We start from the raw sequence: 15,456 nt of genomic DNA, 5'->3' as shown, positions 1-15,456 counted from the left end.
CCCGGGCGTGCCTCGAACCCGTCCATTCCCGAGCCGACGCTTGGCGACCTCACCCGTCACGCCCGGGCATCCGCCCGGCGACCGATGCCGAACGTAAACGCCAAGGCCAGCACGAGCAGCACGCCCTTGATGAAATCCTGCATATAGTAGGGCGCGTTCAGCATCGTGAGTCCGTTGAGCAGCACGCCGACGAACACCGCGCCGACGACCGTGCCGAACACGTTGGGCCGCTTCGCGCCCCACACCGCGTAGCCGATCAGTGCGGCGGCCACCGCGTCGAGCAGCAGCGAGTGTCCCGCGCTCACGTCGCCGCGGCCGACTCGCGCGGCGATCAACACGCCGCCCAGCGACGCGATCGCGCCCGACACGACATACGCGGCGACGCGATAGCGCGCGGCCGGCGCACCGGCCAGCCGCGCAGCCGTTTCGTTGCCGCCGATCGCATAGATCACGCGCCCCCAGCGCGTCGCTTCCATGGTGATGCAGGCCAGCACCGTCACGGCCGCGAGCACCAGCACCGGCAACGGTACGACGTCGAATACGCGCAGCCGGCCGAGCGCGAGAAACGCGTCGGGGAACACGCCCGTCGCATCCGTGCCGTCGGGCAGCACGGAGCCGGTAGCGAGCGAACGGCCGCCGGTCGGGATCAACTGCAGGCCGGCCAGCAGGAACAGCGTGCCGAGCGTCGCGAGCTGGTCGGGCACGCGCAGCCGCGTGATCAGCAAGCCGTTGAACAACCCGGCGGCCACGCCGAGCACGACGCACGCGATCACGGCCGCCCACGCGCTGCCGTGCCAGACGACCAGCACGTAGCTCGCGGCCATCTGCGCGGTCGCGGCCACGCTGCCGACCGACAGGTCGAAACCGCCGGCCGCGAGCGTGACCGTTACCCCGATGCCGAGCAACGCGACGATCGACACGGCCTGCAGGATGCTGAACAGATTGTCGAGATTCAGGAAGGCGGGCTCCCTGAGCGCGAACACCACCACGAGGACGGCCAGCACGAGCAGGATGCCCGTCCGTTCGAGCGCATCGCGGATGCACGCCGGCCCGCGGCGCGAGGACCGTTCGACGGATGCGGCCTGACGCACAGCGGAAGAAGAAGTCACGGGTTTCACGAGTGGGCACCCACAATGGAAGAGGTGGGAGGCGGACAATCGAGCGTCGCGCGATCGAACCGCACGATCCGATCGGCGATCTCGGCCGCTTCCTCGAGATCGCTGACGAACACGAGCGTCGCACGTTCATGCGCATGACGCCGCAGCGTATCGACGATATCGGCGCGCGCGCCCGCATCGATGCCCTGGAACGGCTCGTCGAGCAGCAACAGCCGCGCGGGCTCGGCGTGCCAGCGCGCGAGCACGACCTTCTGCTGGTTGCCGCCGGACAGGTGCGCGACGCGATCGTCCGGCCCCTCGCAGCGAATGCCGAACCGCGCGATCGCGGCCGCGGCGGCCGTGCGTTCGCGGGCTCGGCGCACCGCGCCGCCCGCGAACCAGCGCGACAGGAACGGAAAGCCGATCGTGCCCGCGATCGAGGCAAACGGCACGCTGTCGGGAAACAACGACGTGCGCCAGCGATCCTCGCCGGCCAGGAAGACGCCGGCGCGAATCGCGTCCGCCGGCGAGCGTGGCCGCCACGGCCGGCCGTCGAGCGTCATCTCGCCGGCCGCCGCCCGCACCGCGCCGAAGATCGTCCGCGCGAAACGCGACTTGCCGCCGCCGACCGGGCCCGCGATCGCGACGATCTCGCCGCGCCGGACCTCGAGGTCGAACGGCGTGCTGGTCGGTGTCAGCCGGATCTGCCGCACGCTGAAGCCTGATCCGGGCCCGGATTCGGCCGGTGCGACCCGCTCCGGCGCCACGGCACGCGTACGCGGCAACGGCCGGCCGATCATCGTTTCCACCGCGGCGTCGAAATCGATCGGCGCGGCCAGATCCGCGACGATCCGGCCGTCGCGGACGATCGCCGCGCGATCGGCAATGCGACGCAGATCGCCGAGCCGATGCGACACCAGCAGGATGGCAACGCCATCGCGACGCAATGCGTCCACCAGCTCGAACAGCCGCTCGGCCTCCGTCGCCGACAGGCTGGCGGTCGGCTCGTCGAGAATCAGCAACGACGGCTGCCCGGCCAGCGCACGCGCCAAGGTCACGCGCTGCTGGTCGGCCAGCGACAGCGATGCGAGCGGCGCCGCCAGATCGACGTCGAGCCCGACCCGCTCGGCAAGCGAACGCGCCGCGGCACGCCGCGCGGCCGGCGGCGCGCGCCACGGCGACGTCGGGTCACACAGCCGGTCCAGCAGCAGGTTGTCGGCGATCGACAGCGTCGGCACGACGGCGTCGGCCACCGACTGGTGCACGGTCGCGACGCCGAGCCGCTTGGCCATGTGCGGCGACGCCGGCCGATACGGTTCGCCGCGCAGCGTCAGCGTGCCGTCGTCCGCTTGCAGCGCACCGCTCAGGATCTTGACGAAAGTCGACTTGCCCGCGCCGTTCGCGCCCATCAGCGCGACGACTTCGCCGGCGCCGATCGACAGGTCGAGCGCCGCCAGCGCGACGGTCGCGTCGAAGCGTTTCGCGATGCCCGTGGCGCTCAGGACGGGCGGCGATGCCGATCGACGGGGTCGAGCTTCGCGCCGCGTCGCCTCCATGGTTTCGTTCGTCGCGCGATTCATGCCGAGAGATCCCGGTCGGTACGATGCAGTTGCGGCAGGAACAGTACGTCATCGCTCATGTCACGCCCCTCCGATGAAAGTCGTTCGGCATTGGTCGGCTGGTCAGCCCGCTTCCGGCACGGGAAACCGGAACGACGCGCCATAGGCCGTGTCCGGCAGGCGGTCGCGGCCGCCCAGCCGTGAACGGAAGGTGCCGCTCGCCGGCGTCGTCCGGTACAGGCCGCGCTTCTTCAGCTCAGGCACGATCAGTTCGGCGAAATCGTCGAGCGTGCCCGGGCTGATCAGCGGGTTGATCATGTAGCCGCTCGTCGTCGACTGCCGCGCATGCTCGGCGAGCTGGTCCGCGACTTCGTCCGGCGCGCCGACGAGGATCAGGTCGGTGCCGCGCGTGACGCTCGCGAACTTGCGCCGCACGTCGCCGGCGGTGAGCGGCTTGCCGCTGCCGTCCGGCCGCACCACGTAGGACGTCAGGCCTTCCGTCTGCGTCGTCAGCGGTTCGTCGTCCGCATAGCGGTCGATGTCGATGCCGGTGTCGCCCGCATAGCTGACGAGTTGCGCGTGCTGGTGATAGTGCTGCTGCAGCGCGTGATACTTCTCCTTCGCATCGCTCGACGAGCGCGCCGTGACGATCCGCAGCACCGTCAGCGACTTCACGTCGTCCGCTGCGCGGCCGCGTTCGGCCGCGAGCCGCCGAATCTCGTCGAGGCCCGCGCGAATCTCGTGCGGATCCGATTTCGCGACGAACACCACCTCCGCGTGCTTCGCCGCGAACGCGCGCCCGCGCCCCGACCAGCCGGCCTGGACCAGCACGGGCGAGCGCTGCGGCGACGGCGCGCAGACGTGCGGCCCCTGCACGCGGTAGTGCGTGCCTTCGTGCGCGATCGGCCGCACGCGCTCGCCACGCGCATAGCGCGGCGCGTGCTTGTCGGCGACGACCGCGTCGTCCGCCCAGCTCCCTTCCCAAAGCTTGTATACGACGTCGAGAAATTCCTCGGCGCGTGCGTAGCGTTCGTCATGGCCGATCATCCGGTCGAGCCCGAAGTTGCGCGCCGCGCTCGTCAGGTAGGACGTCACGATGTTCCAGCCGATCCGGCCGTTGCTCAGATGATCGAGCGTGCTGAAGCGGCGCGCGAGCGCGAACGGATGCTCGTAGGTCGTGCTCGCCGTCACGCCGAACGCGAGCCGTTCGGTCTGCGCGACGAGCGCCGGAATCAGCATCATCGGATCGTTCGCGGGTGCCTCGACCGCCCACTGCACCGCCGCGTCGGCCGACCCGCCATAGACGTCGTACAGGCCGAGCACGTCCGCGAAGAACAGCATGTCGAGATCGGCCTGCTCGGCCGTGCGCGCGAGATTCGACCAGAACGCGAGCGTATTCGCGCGCAGCCGTTCGTCGGCCGGATGGGTCCACAGGCTCGGCGCGCCGCCGCAGCCGACGCTGGCTTGTTCATACAGGGAAAACAGCAAGGGGCGAGGATCGGACATCGTCGAAATCGGTACCAAGGCAGGAATCAGTTGGGGGCCGCCCACGCGCCCGACGACGCGCGGCTGCGCCGTGCGGGCACCCGTTCGTCGGGCTGGCGCGTCAGGTAGCGATTGATGCGCTGCTCGACGCGGGCGGCGGGAATGGTCAGCAACGCGACCAGCACGACATAGACGATCGCCGCACCGGCCAGCGGTTCGTACACGCGCAACGTCTCGAAGCGCAGCGTATTGGCCGTGCCCATCACGTCGAACACGGTCACGGTCGACGCGAGGACGGTCGATTTCAGCAGCAGGATCGCCTCGCCGGTGAGCGCGGGCAGCGCAAGCCGCCACGCACGCGGGCCGACGATGCGGCGCAGCACCTGCACGCGGGTCATCCCGTATGCGTGGCCGGCCTCGATCTCGCCGGCTGGCACGCCGGCGATCGCGCCGCGCAGGATTGTCGCCACGTACGCGCTCTCGTTCACGCTCAGCGCGACGATCGCGTACCAGAACGCGTCGCGTAGCAGCGGCGACGCCCAGCTGTCGCGCATCCATTCGCGCGGGACGATCTGCCCGAATCCGTAGTACAGCAGATAGAGCTGAACGAGGAGCGGCGTGCCGCGGATCAGCATCAGCCAGCCGTGCGCGGACCAGCGCAGCGGCGCATGGCGCGCACCGGCGGCGAGCGCGAGCGGCACGCCCAGCAGCACGCTGGCCGCACCCGATACGAGCGTCAGCGCGAGCGTGGTCGGCACCGCGGCGAGCAGCTTCGGCATCACCGTGTCGAGCAGGAAAGGCAGCGAGAAGATCATGTCGTCGCGCGCGTCGTGCCGCGGTTCGCATGCCGCTCGAGCGCCGCGAAAATGCCCGTCGACGTGATGCTCAGCAGCAGGAACAGCGCGGCCGTGACCAGATAGAAGAAGACGTAGTGCCGCGTCGCACCGGCCGCGAGCTGGCTCGCCTTCAGCAGATCCGTGAACGATCCGAGTACGCTGATGAACGACGCGTCCTTGGTCGCGTTCAGCCACACGTTGCCGACGCCCGGCAGCGCGAGCCGCGCCGCGGCCGGGAGCCGGATACGCGTGAACGTCTGCCAGGGCGTCATCCCGTACGCGTGCGCGGCTTCGATCTGCCCGACCGGCACGTTGACGAGCGCCGCGCGCAAGATGTCGGTGAGATACGCACCCTGGATGAAACCGAGCGACAGCGCGGCGACGACGAACGGGTCGAACGCGAAGTCGCCGGCTACGATGCGGCTGCCGCGCAACGCGTTCTCGATGGCCGGTGCGACCGCGTAGAACGCGAGCAGCAGGCACAACAACTCCGGCAGCGCGCGCACGAGCATCGTGTAGAGCCGCGCCAGCCACACGAGCGCCGCGTATCGCGACAGCTTGCTGAGCGCGCCGGCGATGCCGAGCAGCACGCCGGTGCAGAACGACGCGGCCGCGACGCCGAACGTCAGCGCGAACGCGCCCGCGAACACGCGGCCATAACCGCCGTCGCCGAAGGCGAGCAACGCGAGCAGCGAATCGTCCGCGGCCATGCGCTCAACGCCCCTTCTCGATCGTGCCCTTCAGGTTCGGATAGCGGGCGGTGATCGCATCCCACGTGCCGTCCTGCTGCAATTGCGCGATCGCGGTCGACAGCTTGCCGCGCAGCGCATCGCCATGGCGCACGCCCGCGCCGATGCCCAGGCCCAGCACCGGATTGTCCGCGCACGTGGCCTTGATCTCGAAGTCCTTGCCGTCGCGCGACGCGAGGAACGCCGTGAACAGCCCCTTGCCTTCCTGCACGTAGTCGACGCGGCCGGACACCAGATCCGCGAGCGCATTGTCGAACTTGTCGAACGCCTTGACTTGCGCGTCCTGCTTGAAGCGGGCATCGAGGAACGCGGAGAAGTTGGTGCCGGCCTCGACGCCGATCACGCTGCCCTTGAAGGTCGCGGGCACCGCGCAGTCGACGCGGCGCCGGTCGCTTTTCGCGCCGACGAACACCGTCGGCGATTCGTAATACGCACGGCTGAAATCGATGGCTTTCTGCCGCTCGCCGGTGATCGTCATCGACGACCAGATCACGTCGATCTTGCGGTTCTGCAACGCAGGAATCAGGCCGTCCCACGCGATGTCGGTGAGCTCGCACCGCACGTTCAGCTTGCCGCACGCGGCATCGAGCACGTCGATTTCCCAGCCCTTCCACTTGCCGCCGGCATCTTTCGAAAAGAACGGCGGGTACGATTCGGCGTCGATGCCGACGCGCAACGTCGGCTGGGCCGCATGGGAAACCGGCGCGAGGCCGAGCACGAACAGCGCGGCCGCGGCACGGCGGACCCTGGAACGCATCAAACGATTCATGTGGCGCATTTCTGAAATAACGTCGGAACGACCGGCGTGGCGGCCGGCAGGAGGCGAGACTGTAATGCGCGCCGAAGCGTGTACCAAATGGTTATTTTTTCGATGGATATCTGATCGCGCGATATGCGCCGGGCCGCGCACCGGCCAACGTCCTCGCCCGGTGCGCGGGTCATCCGTTCACGCTGCCACGGCCTCGCGCCGCAACGCCGGCAGTTCCAGGTTCGCGCGGAAATCGCCGCCTACATAGTCGGTATCGAGCAGGTCGCGCCGCCGCAATTCGGGCAGCAAGCCGTTGAGCAGCAGGTCCTCCTGATCCGGCTGGCCGAGCCCGTGCAGCGACAGCACGTCAACGAGCCCCGCGCGATAGCGCGTTTCGATCGCATCGGCGAGCTGCTCCGGCGTACCCGCGACGAACCAGTGCCCGGTCTCCTGCGCACGCACGATCAGCTCGCGCAGCGTCAGCCGCTGGCGCGCATAGCCGACGAAGATCGCCACGCGCCCGCGCCGGCGGTGCACGCTGTCGATCGCCGGCAGCAGCGATGCCGGCAACGGCTGGTCGAGCGGCAGGCCGCGCAGGTCGACACCGCCGCCGAGCATGTCGGCAAGCTTCAGCCTGCCCTGTTCGTAGTCGATGCGCTCATGCTTGTCGCGCAAGCGCCGCGCGACGTCGGCATCGGATTCGCCGATCACCGAATGAAACGAGTTCATCACGAGCGGCGGCCGGTCGCCGCGGCCGAATGCAGCCGCCTGCCGGTGCAGCTCGGCGACGAACGCGCGCGCATCGTCGAGCGTCGGCTGCGACGTGTAGACGACTTCCGCATACCGCGCGCCGAGCGCCACGCCGCCTGCCGACTGCCCCGCCTGAAACAGCACGGGCCGCCGTTGCGCCGAAGGCGGTACGTTCAACGGCCCCTGTACCTGGAAATGCGCGCCGCGATAGTCGATCGCGCCGAGCTTGAGCGGATCGACGGAGATGCCGCCACCCGGCCCGCGACGCGTCGCACGCGGATGGTTCGCATCGAACAGCGCGTTGACGACCTCGATGAACTCGGCCGCGCGCGCATAACGCTGCTCCGGGTCGGGCAGCGCGGCATCGCCGAAATTCTCCTCGCCGACCGACGACGTGACCGCGTTCCACGCGGCGCGGCCGCCGCTCACGTGATCGAGCGTGCCGATCAGCCGCGCGAGGTTGTACGGATGGTGATACGTCGTCGACACGGTCGCGACGAGCCCGATGGCCGAGGTCGCCTGACTCAGCGCCGCCAGCGCGACGATCGGCTCCTGGCTGCCGGTGGTCCCGGCGAGGCCGGCCGCATCGGCCTGCAGCAGATCGGCGGTAAAGAGGCCGGTGATCTTCTCGGCTTCCGCCTTGCGCGCGAGCGACGCCGCGCGCCGCACGCCCTGCCCGACATCCGCATCGCCGGGCGCGTACAGCACGCTCGCCGCGCCGACGAGCGTCTTGAGCCGTCTGCGTGCGCCGCTCATGACGCGGCTCCGGTCGTCGTGAAGGCCGTACGTCGTTCGCGTTGCTCATTCATTCGGATTCCTCGTGATTCCGTTCGGTCGGAGAATCGGGGCATGCCTGCGGCCATCGCGACGGCGAGCGTACTCGCGCCGGAGATCGTCGGGCAGGCTCCACGCACGCGCCGCGAGGCGCGCAGCCAACGACCATAACGCAAGCCCCCCGGTCGGCCGGAACGAATATTTTCGGCTTTCGATATTCTTCTTGATTGTTTGACCGTGCGAACGACGACGCAAAATAATTCGGCATGCCAAACCCGCTGATCCGGCCGTTTCGACCCGCGCCGATCGCTTCATCATGACGTTCGACGCCATCCGCTCCCACACCGATTCGTCCGCTTTGTCCGCGTTGCCGTTCCGCTTGAGCGTGCTCGACAAGAGCCCCGTCGCGCCCGGAGAAACCGCCGCCGACGCGCTGGCGCGCAGCGTCTCGCTCGCGCGCTTCGCCGATGCGGCCGGCTATCACCGCTACTGGCTCGCCGAGCATCACAACACGGCCGCGCTCGCGTGCCCGTCGCCGGAAATCCTGATCGCGCACGTGCTCGCGCAGACGCGGCGCATTCGGGTCGGATCGGGCGGCGTGATGCTGCAGCACTACAGTCCGTACAAGATCGCGGAAAACTTCAACCTGCTCGCGTCGCTCGCGCCCGGCCGCGTCGATCTCGGCATCGGCAAGGCGCCGGGCGGCCTGCCGCTGTCGACGCGCGCGCTGCAGGACGGCTACGATCCGGCGCGACGCGCGCCCTTCGCCGATCTGGCCCACGCGCTGAATCGCCATCTCCACGGTGACGATGCGACAACCGATGCGACCGGCGAGGATGCGGCCACGCTGCATGCGACGCCGCGACCGCCAACGCCCGCGCAACCGTTCCTGCTCGGCGCGAGCGCGGAAAGCGCGACGCTCGCCGCACGGCTCGGCTGGGCGTTCGTCTACGCGTCGCACCTGAACGCATCGGCAACGGATCTGGCGCGAACGTTCGATACCTATCGGGAAGCGTCGGGCGGCCGCACGCCGCTGCTGGCCGTCTCCGCGATCGTCGCCGGCACCCGCGACGCGGCCGCGCGGCTCGCGAGCGGCCATCAGGGCTTTCGCGTGCAGGTGGGCGACACGCCGGCCGTCAACGTCGGCAGCGTCGAACAGGCGCATGCGTACATCCGTCAGGCCGGCGGCGGCCCGCACCGGATCGACCCGCGCGAAACGCGCATCGTGCACGGCACGCGCGACGACGTGCTGCGCGAGTTCGACGCGTTGCATCGTCGTCACGGGATTGCCGAATTCGTCGTCGACACGCCACTCGCCGATGCCGCACCGCGGATTGCGTCGCTGCGGTTGCTGGCCGGCGCGCCCGCCGACGATCACGACGCCGCGACGGCGCGCGACGGGTGGAACGCGCGCACGACCACGCATCAACCGCACTTCGAAGGCACCGCGCCATGACCGATACGATCCGCATCGCCGGCGCGGACGACGTGCCGGCCGTCTATGCGCTGCTGCAGAACGCCTACGCGCCGCTCGCGGCGCAGGGCGTGCACTTCACGATCACGCGCTCGCCGATCGAACGCGTCGCGCAGACCATCGCGCGCGAAACGACGTTCGTGCTCGAACACGCGACACCCGACGGCCGTACCGCCCTCGCGGCCACGTTGACCGTGCGGTTTCCGTGGGTATCCGGCGAACGCCATCGCACGCCCTATCCGTTCCTGCACTGGTTCGCGGTCGCCCCAGCGTTCAAGCGGCAGGGATTCGGACACGCGCTGATCGCGCACGTCGAGACGCAGTTCCTGGCGTCGCAGGTGAAGGCGCCGGCGACGTATCTCGCGACCGCGACCAACCATCCATGGCTGCCGTCGTATTACGAGCGCAGCGGCTATCAGCCGTTCGACCGCTCGACGAATGCGCTCGGCACGCCGCTCGTCTGGCTGAGAAAAATCCTGATCCCGGATCTCTACCCGGCCCCGACAGCGGACGATACCGCCCGGGACCACGAGCGCATCCACGCGAACGCATGACGTGACGTGCCGCGCCGGCCCACATAAACGACGCGAACCGCATCCACCGCTATCCACCTCGTAAAAGGCTTTCTCGCATGACATTCGCATTTCCGGATTCCGCGCCGCACGCGTCGCGCCGCATCGTATCGGCTGCGCTGCTGCTCGCGCTCGCGCTGCCGCATGCGGCGTTCGCCCAGGGCGCGCCCGTCGCGGGCGGCACGCTGACCTGGGGCGTCGAAACCGAGCCCCGCACGCTGAACCCGCAACTGAACGGCCAGGACAAGGTCGAGCTGCTGCTGCGCAACGCGTATGAAAGCCTGCTCGCGCAGAAGCCCGACGGCAGCTACGTCCCGTGGCTCGCGACCGGCTACAAGGTCTCCGCCGACGGCAAGACCTACACGTTCACACTGCGCGACGGCGTGAAGTTCACCGACGGCGCGCCGTTCGACGCGAAGGCCGTCGCCCGCAATTTCCTGAACGCGCGCGAACTGTCGTATGCGGCCGGCAGCCAGCTTGCGCGGCTGATCTCGCACGTCGCCGACGTCAAGACGCCGGACGAGCACACCGTCGTCATCACGCTCGACGCGCCGTATGCGCCGTTCCTGACGTTCGCGGGCCGGCTGCCGCTGCTGTCGCCGAACGCGTTCGACCGGCCCGGCCTGAAATCCGGCGGCCCCGACATCGCCGGCACCGGCCCGTTCATCCTGCGCCGCTACGTGAAGGGCCAGGAAATCGAGTTCGCGAAGAATCCCGACTATCGCTGGGCGCCGCCGACCGCGGGCCACCAAGGCCCCGCGTATCTCGACCGGGTCGTCTACCGGTTCCTGCCCGAATCGTCGGTCCGCACCGGCGCGCTGCTGTCCGGCCAGGTCGACGTGATCGAGGGCGTGTCCGGCAACGACGCCGCGCTGATCCGCAAGAACGCCGATTTCACCTACCGCCGCGCGCTCAATACCGGCACGCCGTACTCGCTGTTCCTGAACGTCGGCTACGGCCCGACGCAGGACGTGAAGGTGCGCCGCGCGCTGCTCGAAGGGCTCGACACGACCGGCATCGTGCAGTCGATCTACCGCGGCGAGCGCACGCGCGCCTGGGGCATCACGTCGCCGATCGATCCGTTCTACGACGCGTCGATCGAAAAGACCTACGGCAACAACCCGAAGCTCGCGAACCAGTTGCTGGATGAAGCCGGCTGGAGCGCGCGCGACAGCGGCGGCTATCGCACGAAGCACGGCGAGCGGCTGACGATCGCGGTCGTCCAGGCGCAGGCGACCGTGCGCGACCAGCGCGACGTGCTGCTGCAGGCGCTGCAGGCACAAGCGCGGCAACGACTGGGCGTGGACCTGAAGATTCAGTACGTCGACGACGGCACGTACGTCGAGGCGCGCAAGAGCGGCAAGTTCGGTTCGATCGCGAACTCGAACACGCCGCCGGACGGCATCGACATCGAAGGCCACTACCTGCCCGTCGACCGCGGCGGCGCGCTGAACTACAGCCGTGCGGCGGCGCCCGAGCTGACGCGCTGGCTGCAGGCGGCTGCGCGCACGCAGAACGTCGCCGAGCGCAAGAAGCTGTACGGCGAGTTGCAGCGCTTCGCGATCGACGAACAGGCGTACGCGCTGCCGCTGTACGAGCCGGAAGACCAGATCGCCGCCGCGAAGGCGGTCCAGGGCTTGCGCTTCCGCTCGTTCGCGCAGATGCCCGAGAACCCGTACGACGTGTGGGTGAAGAAGTAAGCCGACGCGTGCCGGCCTGCTTCGCCTCGCCCATCGCGCCGCCCCGACAGGAGAATCGACCATGAACCGTCCGTCGTCCGCTTTCGTCGCCGTCCCGGACGCGCGGCCTGCCGCTGCGCCGCCGGCTGCGTGGCGCCGCTGGCTGCGTTCGCCGGTCGCGACGCGGCTCGCCACCGGCGCGCTCGTGCTGTGGGCCGCGGTGACGCTGTCGTTCGCGGCCGTGCATCTCGCGCCGGGCGATATCGTCGGCATCCTGATCGGCGAGCAGTTGAGTACGCCGGAGATCGAGGCCGCGATCCGCCAGGAATGGGGGCTCGACGAGCCGCTCGCGCTGCAATACCTGCATTACCTGTGGCGCGTGCTGCACGGCGAGTTCGGCCGCTCGTACATCCTCAACACCGACGTCGCGCCGCTCGTGCTCGGCCAGCTATGGCCGACGCTGAAACTGACGGGCGCGGCGCTGGTGGTGACGATCGTATTCGCGGTCGGCCTCGCGGTACTGACCGCCGGCCGACGCTGGGCCGGCCGCGCCGCATCGGGCGTCGAACTGCTGCTCGCGTCGACGCCGTCGTTCTGGCTCGGCATCATGCTGCTGTTCGTGTTCAGCTTCACGCTGAAGCTGTTCCCGGTGGCCGGCGATCGCGGCTTCGCGTCGCTCGTGCTGCCCGCGCTGTCGCTCGGGCTCGCGCAGGGCGCGGTGATCGGCCGCGTGCTGCGGCAAGGCATCGAGCGCGCGCTCGACGAGCCGTACGCGCTGACGGTGCGTTCGTGGGGCATCGGCGGGCTCGCGCTGCGGGTGCGCCATGCGCTGCGCCACGCGGCGCTGCCGGCCGTCACGCTCGCCGGCTGGCTCGTCGGCGGCTTGCTGAGCGGCGCGGTGATCACCGAGCAGGTGTTCGGCCGGCCGGGCCTCGGCAAGGTGACGGTCGACGCGGTGCTGTCGAAGGACATGCCGGTGATCCTCGCGATCGCGATCCTGTCGGCGGCCATCTACGTCACGCTCAGCACGGCCGTCGACCTGCTGTACCTGCTGATCGATCCCCGCCTGCGCGACCGCCGCGCAGCGCGCTGAACCGGAGACTTCGATGTCCACGCCCATCGACTTCACGTTGCGCACGCCCGCCACATTCGCCGCCGCCGGCTGGCTGCGCCGCCATCCGGGCCTCGCGCTCGCCGCCGTGTATCTGCTGCTGAACGCGATCGCCGTGGTCGCACCGGGCTGGCTCGCGCACTACGACCCGCTGGCGGCCGATCCGCTGTCCGCGCAGCTCGGCAGCAGCGCCGAGCACTGGCTCGGCACCGACCAGCTCGGCCGCGACATCTTCTCGCGGGTCGTGCATGGCGCCCGCTACTCGCTGTCGATCAGCGCGGCCGCGATCGGCGTCGCGACGCTGTTCGGCACCGCGCTCGGGCTGTGCGCCGGCCTCGCGCGCGGCTGGCTCGATGAGCTGATCACGCGCGTGCTCGACGTCGTGTCCGCCTTCCCCGACCTGCTGCTCGCGCTGATGCTGATCTCGTTCACCGGCCCCGGCGCGGTCAACCTCGTGTTCGCGCTCGGCATCGCGTCGGTGCCGCGCTTCGCACGCGTGGTGCGGGCGCAGACCTTCGTCGTCGCGGCGTCCGGCTATGTCGAGCACGCGCGCACCCTCGGCCTCGCGCCGGCGGTACTGGTGTGGCGGCACGTGTTGCCGCATGCGATCGCGCAGGTGCCGGTCCTCGCGACGATCGGGCTGGGCACCGCGATCATCGGCACGTCGGGGTTGAGCTTTCTCGGAATGGGGCCGCAGCCGCCCGCGGCGGAATGGGGATTGATGCTCGCCGAGGGCCGCAACTATCTGTACAACGCGTGGTGGATCGCGGTGTGGCCCGGCCTCGCGATCACCGCGGCCGTGATCGCCGTGAATGCGCTCGGCGGCTACTGGCAGGCGCGCTTCGAGCACCGGGAGACAGCATGAGCACGCGCGATACCGTTGCGAGCGCAACGACCGACGCCGCCGTGCCGCTGGTCCGCATCGGGCGTCTGACGATCGGGTTTCGCGGCCCGCGAGGCACCCAGGCCGTCGTCGGCCCGCTCGACCTGGCCGTGCATGCCGGCGAATGCGTCGCGCTCGTCGGCGAGTCGGGCTCCGGCAAGTCGGTCACCGCGCGCAGTCTCGTCGGACTGAGCGGTCCGCACGCGGTGATCGATGCCGCCCGGTTCGAGATCGCCGGCATCGATGCGCGCGGCCATCGCGAGCGCGACTGGCGCACGATACGCGGCCGCCGGATCGGCTACGTGCTGCAGGACGCGCTGGTGTCGCTCGACCCGCTGTGGCGCGTGCGCGACCTCGTCGCGGAGGCGTTGCACGATACGCGCCGGCACGATGTCGCCGCGCGCAGCGCCGACCTGCTGCGCGCGGTCGGCATCGATGATCCCGAGCGGCGGCTGCCGCAGTATCCGCATCAGTTGTCGGGCGGCTTGCGGCAGCGCGTGCTGATCGGCACCGCGATCGCGGGCGGTGCATCGCTGCTGATTGCCGACGAGCCGACCACGGCGCTGGACATGACCGTGCAACGCCAGATCCTGTCGCTGCTGCGTGCGCGCCGGGACGCCGGCGACGCGATCCTGCTGATCAGCCACGACCTCGCGGTCGTGGCCGATCTGGCCGACCGCGTGCTCGTGATGCGCGCGGGACAGGTCGTCGAACAGGGGCCGGCACGCGACGTGCTGAGCTCACCGGCGCATCCGTACACGCGTGCGTTGCTCGCGGCAATTCCCACCGCCGCGTCGCGCGGATTCCGGCTGGCGAGCGCCGAGCGCGTCCCCCTGCCGCCGAAGCGCATCGACACGCAGGCACCGGTGCTGGCCGTCGACGCGCTGACGAAACGCTACGGCGAGCGCGATGCGCCTGCCGCCGTCGACGGCGTGTCGTTCTCCCTCGCGCGCGGCGAGACGCTCGGCATCGTCGGTGAATCCGGTTCCGGCAAATCGACGGTCGCACGCATCGTGCTCGGGCTCGTCGAACCCGACGCCGGCACCGTCACGCTCGACGGCCGGCCATGGAACGGCATCCCCGAAGCCGCGCGGCGCACCCGCCGGGCGCGGCTGCAACTGATCGCCCAGGACCCGTACAGTTCGTTCGATCCGCGCTATTCGGTCGGCCGGATCATCGGCGAAGGGCTCGAGGTGGCCGGACTCCACGGCGACGCACGCCGCCGCCGCGTACTGCAACTGCTCGACGAAGTGCAGCTCGGCGCGGCGTGCTTCGACCGTTACCCGCGCGAATTGTCCGGCGGCCAGCGCCAGCGCGTCGCGATCGCGCGCGCGTTCGCGTCCAACCCGGCGCTGCTCGTCGCGGACGAACCGGTCAGCGCGCTCGACGTGTCGATCCAGGCGCAGGTGCTCGACCTGCTCGCCGATCTGCAGGCCGAACACGGCACCGCGATGCTGTTCATCTCGCACGACCTGGGCGTCGTGCATCACGTGGCCGACCGGATTCTCGTGATGCGGCGGGGCCGCGTGGTCGAAAGCGGGCCCGTTACGCAGGTATTCGACGCGCCGTCGCACCCGTATACCGCGTCGCTCCTCGACGCACTGCCCACGCTGCCCGGCAGCGCGGTCATCGCCCCAACCCTCACCGCGCTCGCATGACGGCTGCCTGCCCCCGTCGAACCGCCGTCACGGGCTGATCGACCGCCGATTCTCGCCGTCAAGTCCACTTCGGCGCGATCA

At 69.9% G+C, this 15,456-nt stretch carries 13 protein-coding genes; 6 read left to right on the top strand and 7 right to left on the bottom strand.

What is annotated here, in order from left to right; all coding sequences use genetic code 11:
* Window positions 1-56: 56 nt before the first annotated feature.
* From DFS13_RS22910 to DFS13_RS22875, 7 genes are all read right to left on the bottom strand, one after another.
* The gene (locus tag DFS13_RS22910; protein ID WP_111442171.1) at window positions 57-1,118 is read right to left on the bottom strand and encodes an ABC transporter permease; all 1,062 of its coding nucleotides are present in this window, start codon (window positions 1,116-1,118) and stop codon (window positions 57-59) included.
* On the bottom strand, window positions 1,115-2,677 hold the full coding sequence (locus DFS13_RS22905) for a sugar ABC transporter ATP-binding protein (protein ID WP_111442170.1): 1,563 nt from the start codon (window positions 2,675-2,677) through the stop codon (window positions 1,115-1,117). The genes DFS13_RS22910 and DFS13_RS22905 overlap by 4 nt, the downstream gene beginning before the upstream one ends.
* Before the next feature lie 102 nt (window positions 2,678-2,779).
* Window positions 2,780-4,162 (bottom strand): LLM class flavin-dependent oxidoreductase, encoded by a 1,383-nt coding sequence (locus DFS13_RS22900; protein ID WP_006498234.1) that lies wholly within the window; start codon window positions 4,160-4,162, stop codon window positions 2,780-2,782.
* 26 nt (window positions 4,163-4,188) lie between these two features.
* Complete coding sequence (locus DFS13_RS22895) at window positions 4,189-4,956, bottom strand: ABC transporter permease (protein WP_060214325.1); 768 nt, start codon at window positions 4,954-4,956, stop codon at window positions 4,189-4,191.
* Window positions 4,953-5,687 (bottom strand): ABC transporter permease, encoded by a 735-nt coding sequence (locus DFS13_RS22890; RefSeq protein WP_111442169.1) that lies wholly within the window; start codon window positions 5,685-5,687, stop codon window positions 4,953-4,955. Before DFS13_RS22890 ends, DFS13_RS22895 begins: the two co-directional genes overlap by 4 nt.
* 4 nt (window positions 5,688-5,691) lie before the next feature.
* Window positions 5,692-6,495 carry a transporter substrate-binding domain-containing protein gene (locus tag DFS13_RS22885; RefSeq protein ID WP_006498236.1) on the bottom strand — a complete coding sequence of 268 codons (804 nt, stop codon included), beginning with the start codon at window positions 6,493-6,495 and terminating at the stop codon, window positions 5,692-5,694.
* A gap of 177 nt (window positions 6,496-6,672) precedes the next feature.
* On the bottom strand, window positions 6,673-7,980 hold the full coding sequence (locus tag DFS13_RS22875) for an NtaA/DmoA family FMN-dependent monooxygenase (protein WP_058903637.1): 1,308 nt from the start codon (window positions 7,978-7,980) through the stop codon (window positions 6,673-6,675).
* 334 nt (window positions 7,981-8,314) lie between these two features.
* On the opposite strand from DFS13_RS22875, the gene DFS13_RS22865 reads away from it, so the two are divergent.
* The 6 genes from DFS13_RS22865 to DFS13_RS22840 all read left to right on the top strand — a co-directional run bounded on the left by DFS13_RS22865 (window position 8,315) and on the right by DFS13_RS22840 (window position 15,375).
* A complete protein-coding gene (locus tag DFS13_RS22865) occupies window positions 8,315-9,454 on the top strand; it encodes an MsnO8 family LLM class oxidoreductase (RefSeq protein WP_069352356.1) in 1,140 nt (379 codons plus the stop codon).
* Window positions 9,451-10,026: a GNAT family N-acetyltransferase gene (locus DFS13_RS22860; RefSeq protein WP_006489149.1), complete on the top strand. Its 576-nt coding sequence runs from the start codon at window positions 9,451-9,453 to the stop codon at window positions 10,024-10,026. Before DFS13_RS22865 ends, DFS13_RS22860 begins: the two co-directional genes overlap by 4 nt.
* Before the next feature lie 77 nt (window positions 10,027-10,103).
* A complete protein-coding gene (locus DFS13_RS22855) occupies window positions 10,104-11,744 on the top strand; it encodes an ABC transporter substrate-binding protein (RefSeq protein WP_111442168.1) in 1,641 nt (546 codons plus the stop codon).
* A 61-nt stretch (window positions 11,745-11,805) separates the two neighbouring features.
* Window positions 11,806-12,816 carry an ABC transporter permease gene (locus tag DFS13_RS22850; protein WP_006489154.1) on the top strand — a complete coding sequence of 337 codons (1,011 nt, stop codon included), beginning with the start codon at window positions 11,806-11,808 and terminating at the stop codon, window positions 12,814-12,816.
* Window positions 12,817-12,829: 13 nt separating this feature from the next.
* Window positions 12,830-13,699 (top strand): ABC transporter permease, encoded by an 870-nt coding sequence (locus DFS13_RS22845; protein WP_006489166.1) that lies wholly within the window; start codon window positions 12,830-12,832, stop codon window positions 13,697-13,699.
* On the top strand, window positions 13,696-15,375 hold the full coding sequence (locus DFS13_RS22840) for an ABC transporter ATP-binding protein (RefSeq protein ID WP_111442167.1): 1,680 nt from the start codon (window positions 13,696-13,698) through the stop codon (window positions 15,373-15,375). Before DFS13_RS22845 ends, DFS13_RS22840 begins: the two co-directional genes overlap by 4 nt.
* Window positions 15,376-15,456 lie beyond the last annotated feature (81 nt).

It is taken from the genome of Burkholderia sp. 28_3, assembly GCF_003253915.1.
Classification (GTDB): domain Bacteria; phylum Pseudomonadota; class Gammaproteobacteria; order Burkholderiales; family Burkholderiaceae; genus Burkholderia; species Burkholderia cenocepacia.
This window is presented reverse-complemented; position numbering and strand designations above follow the sequence as displayed.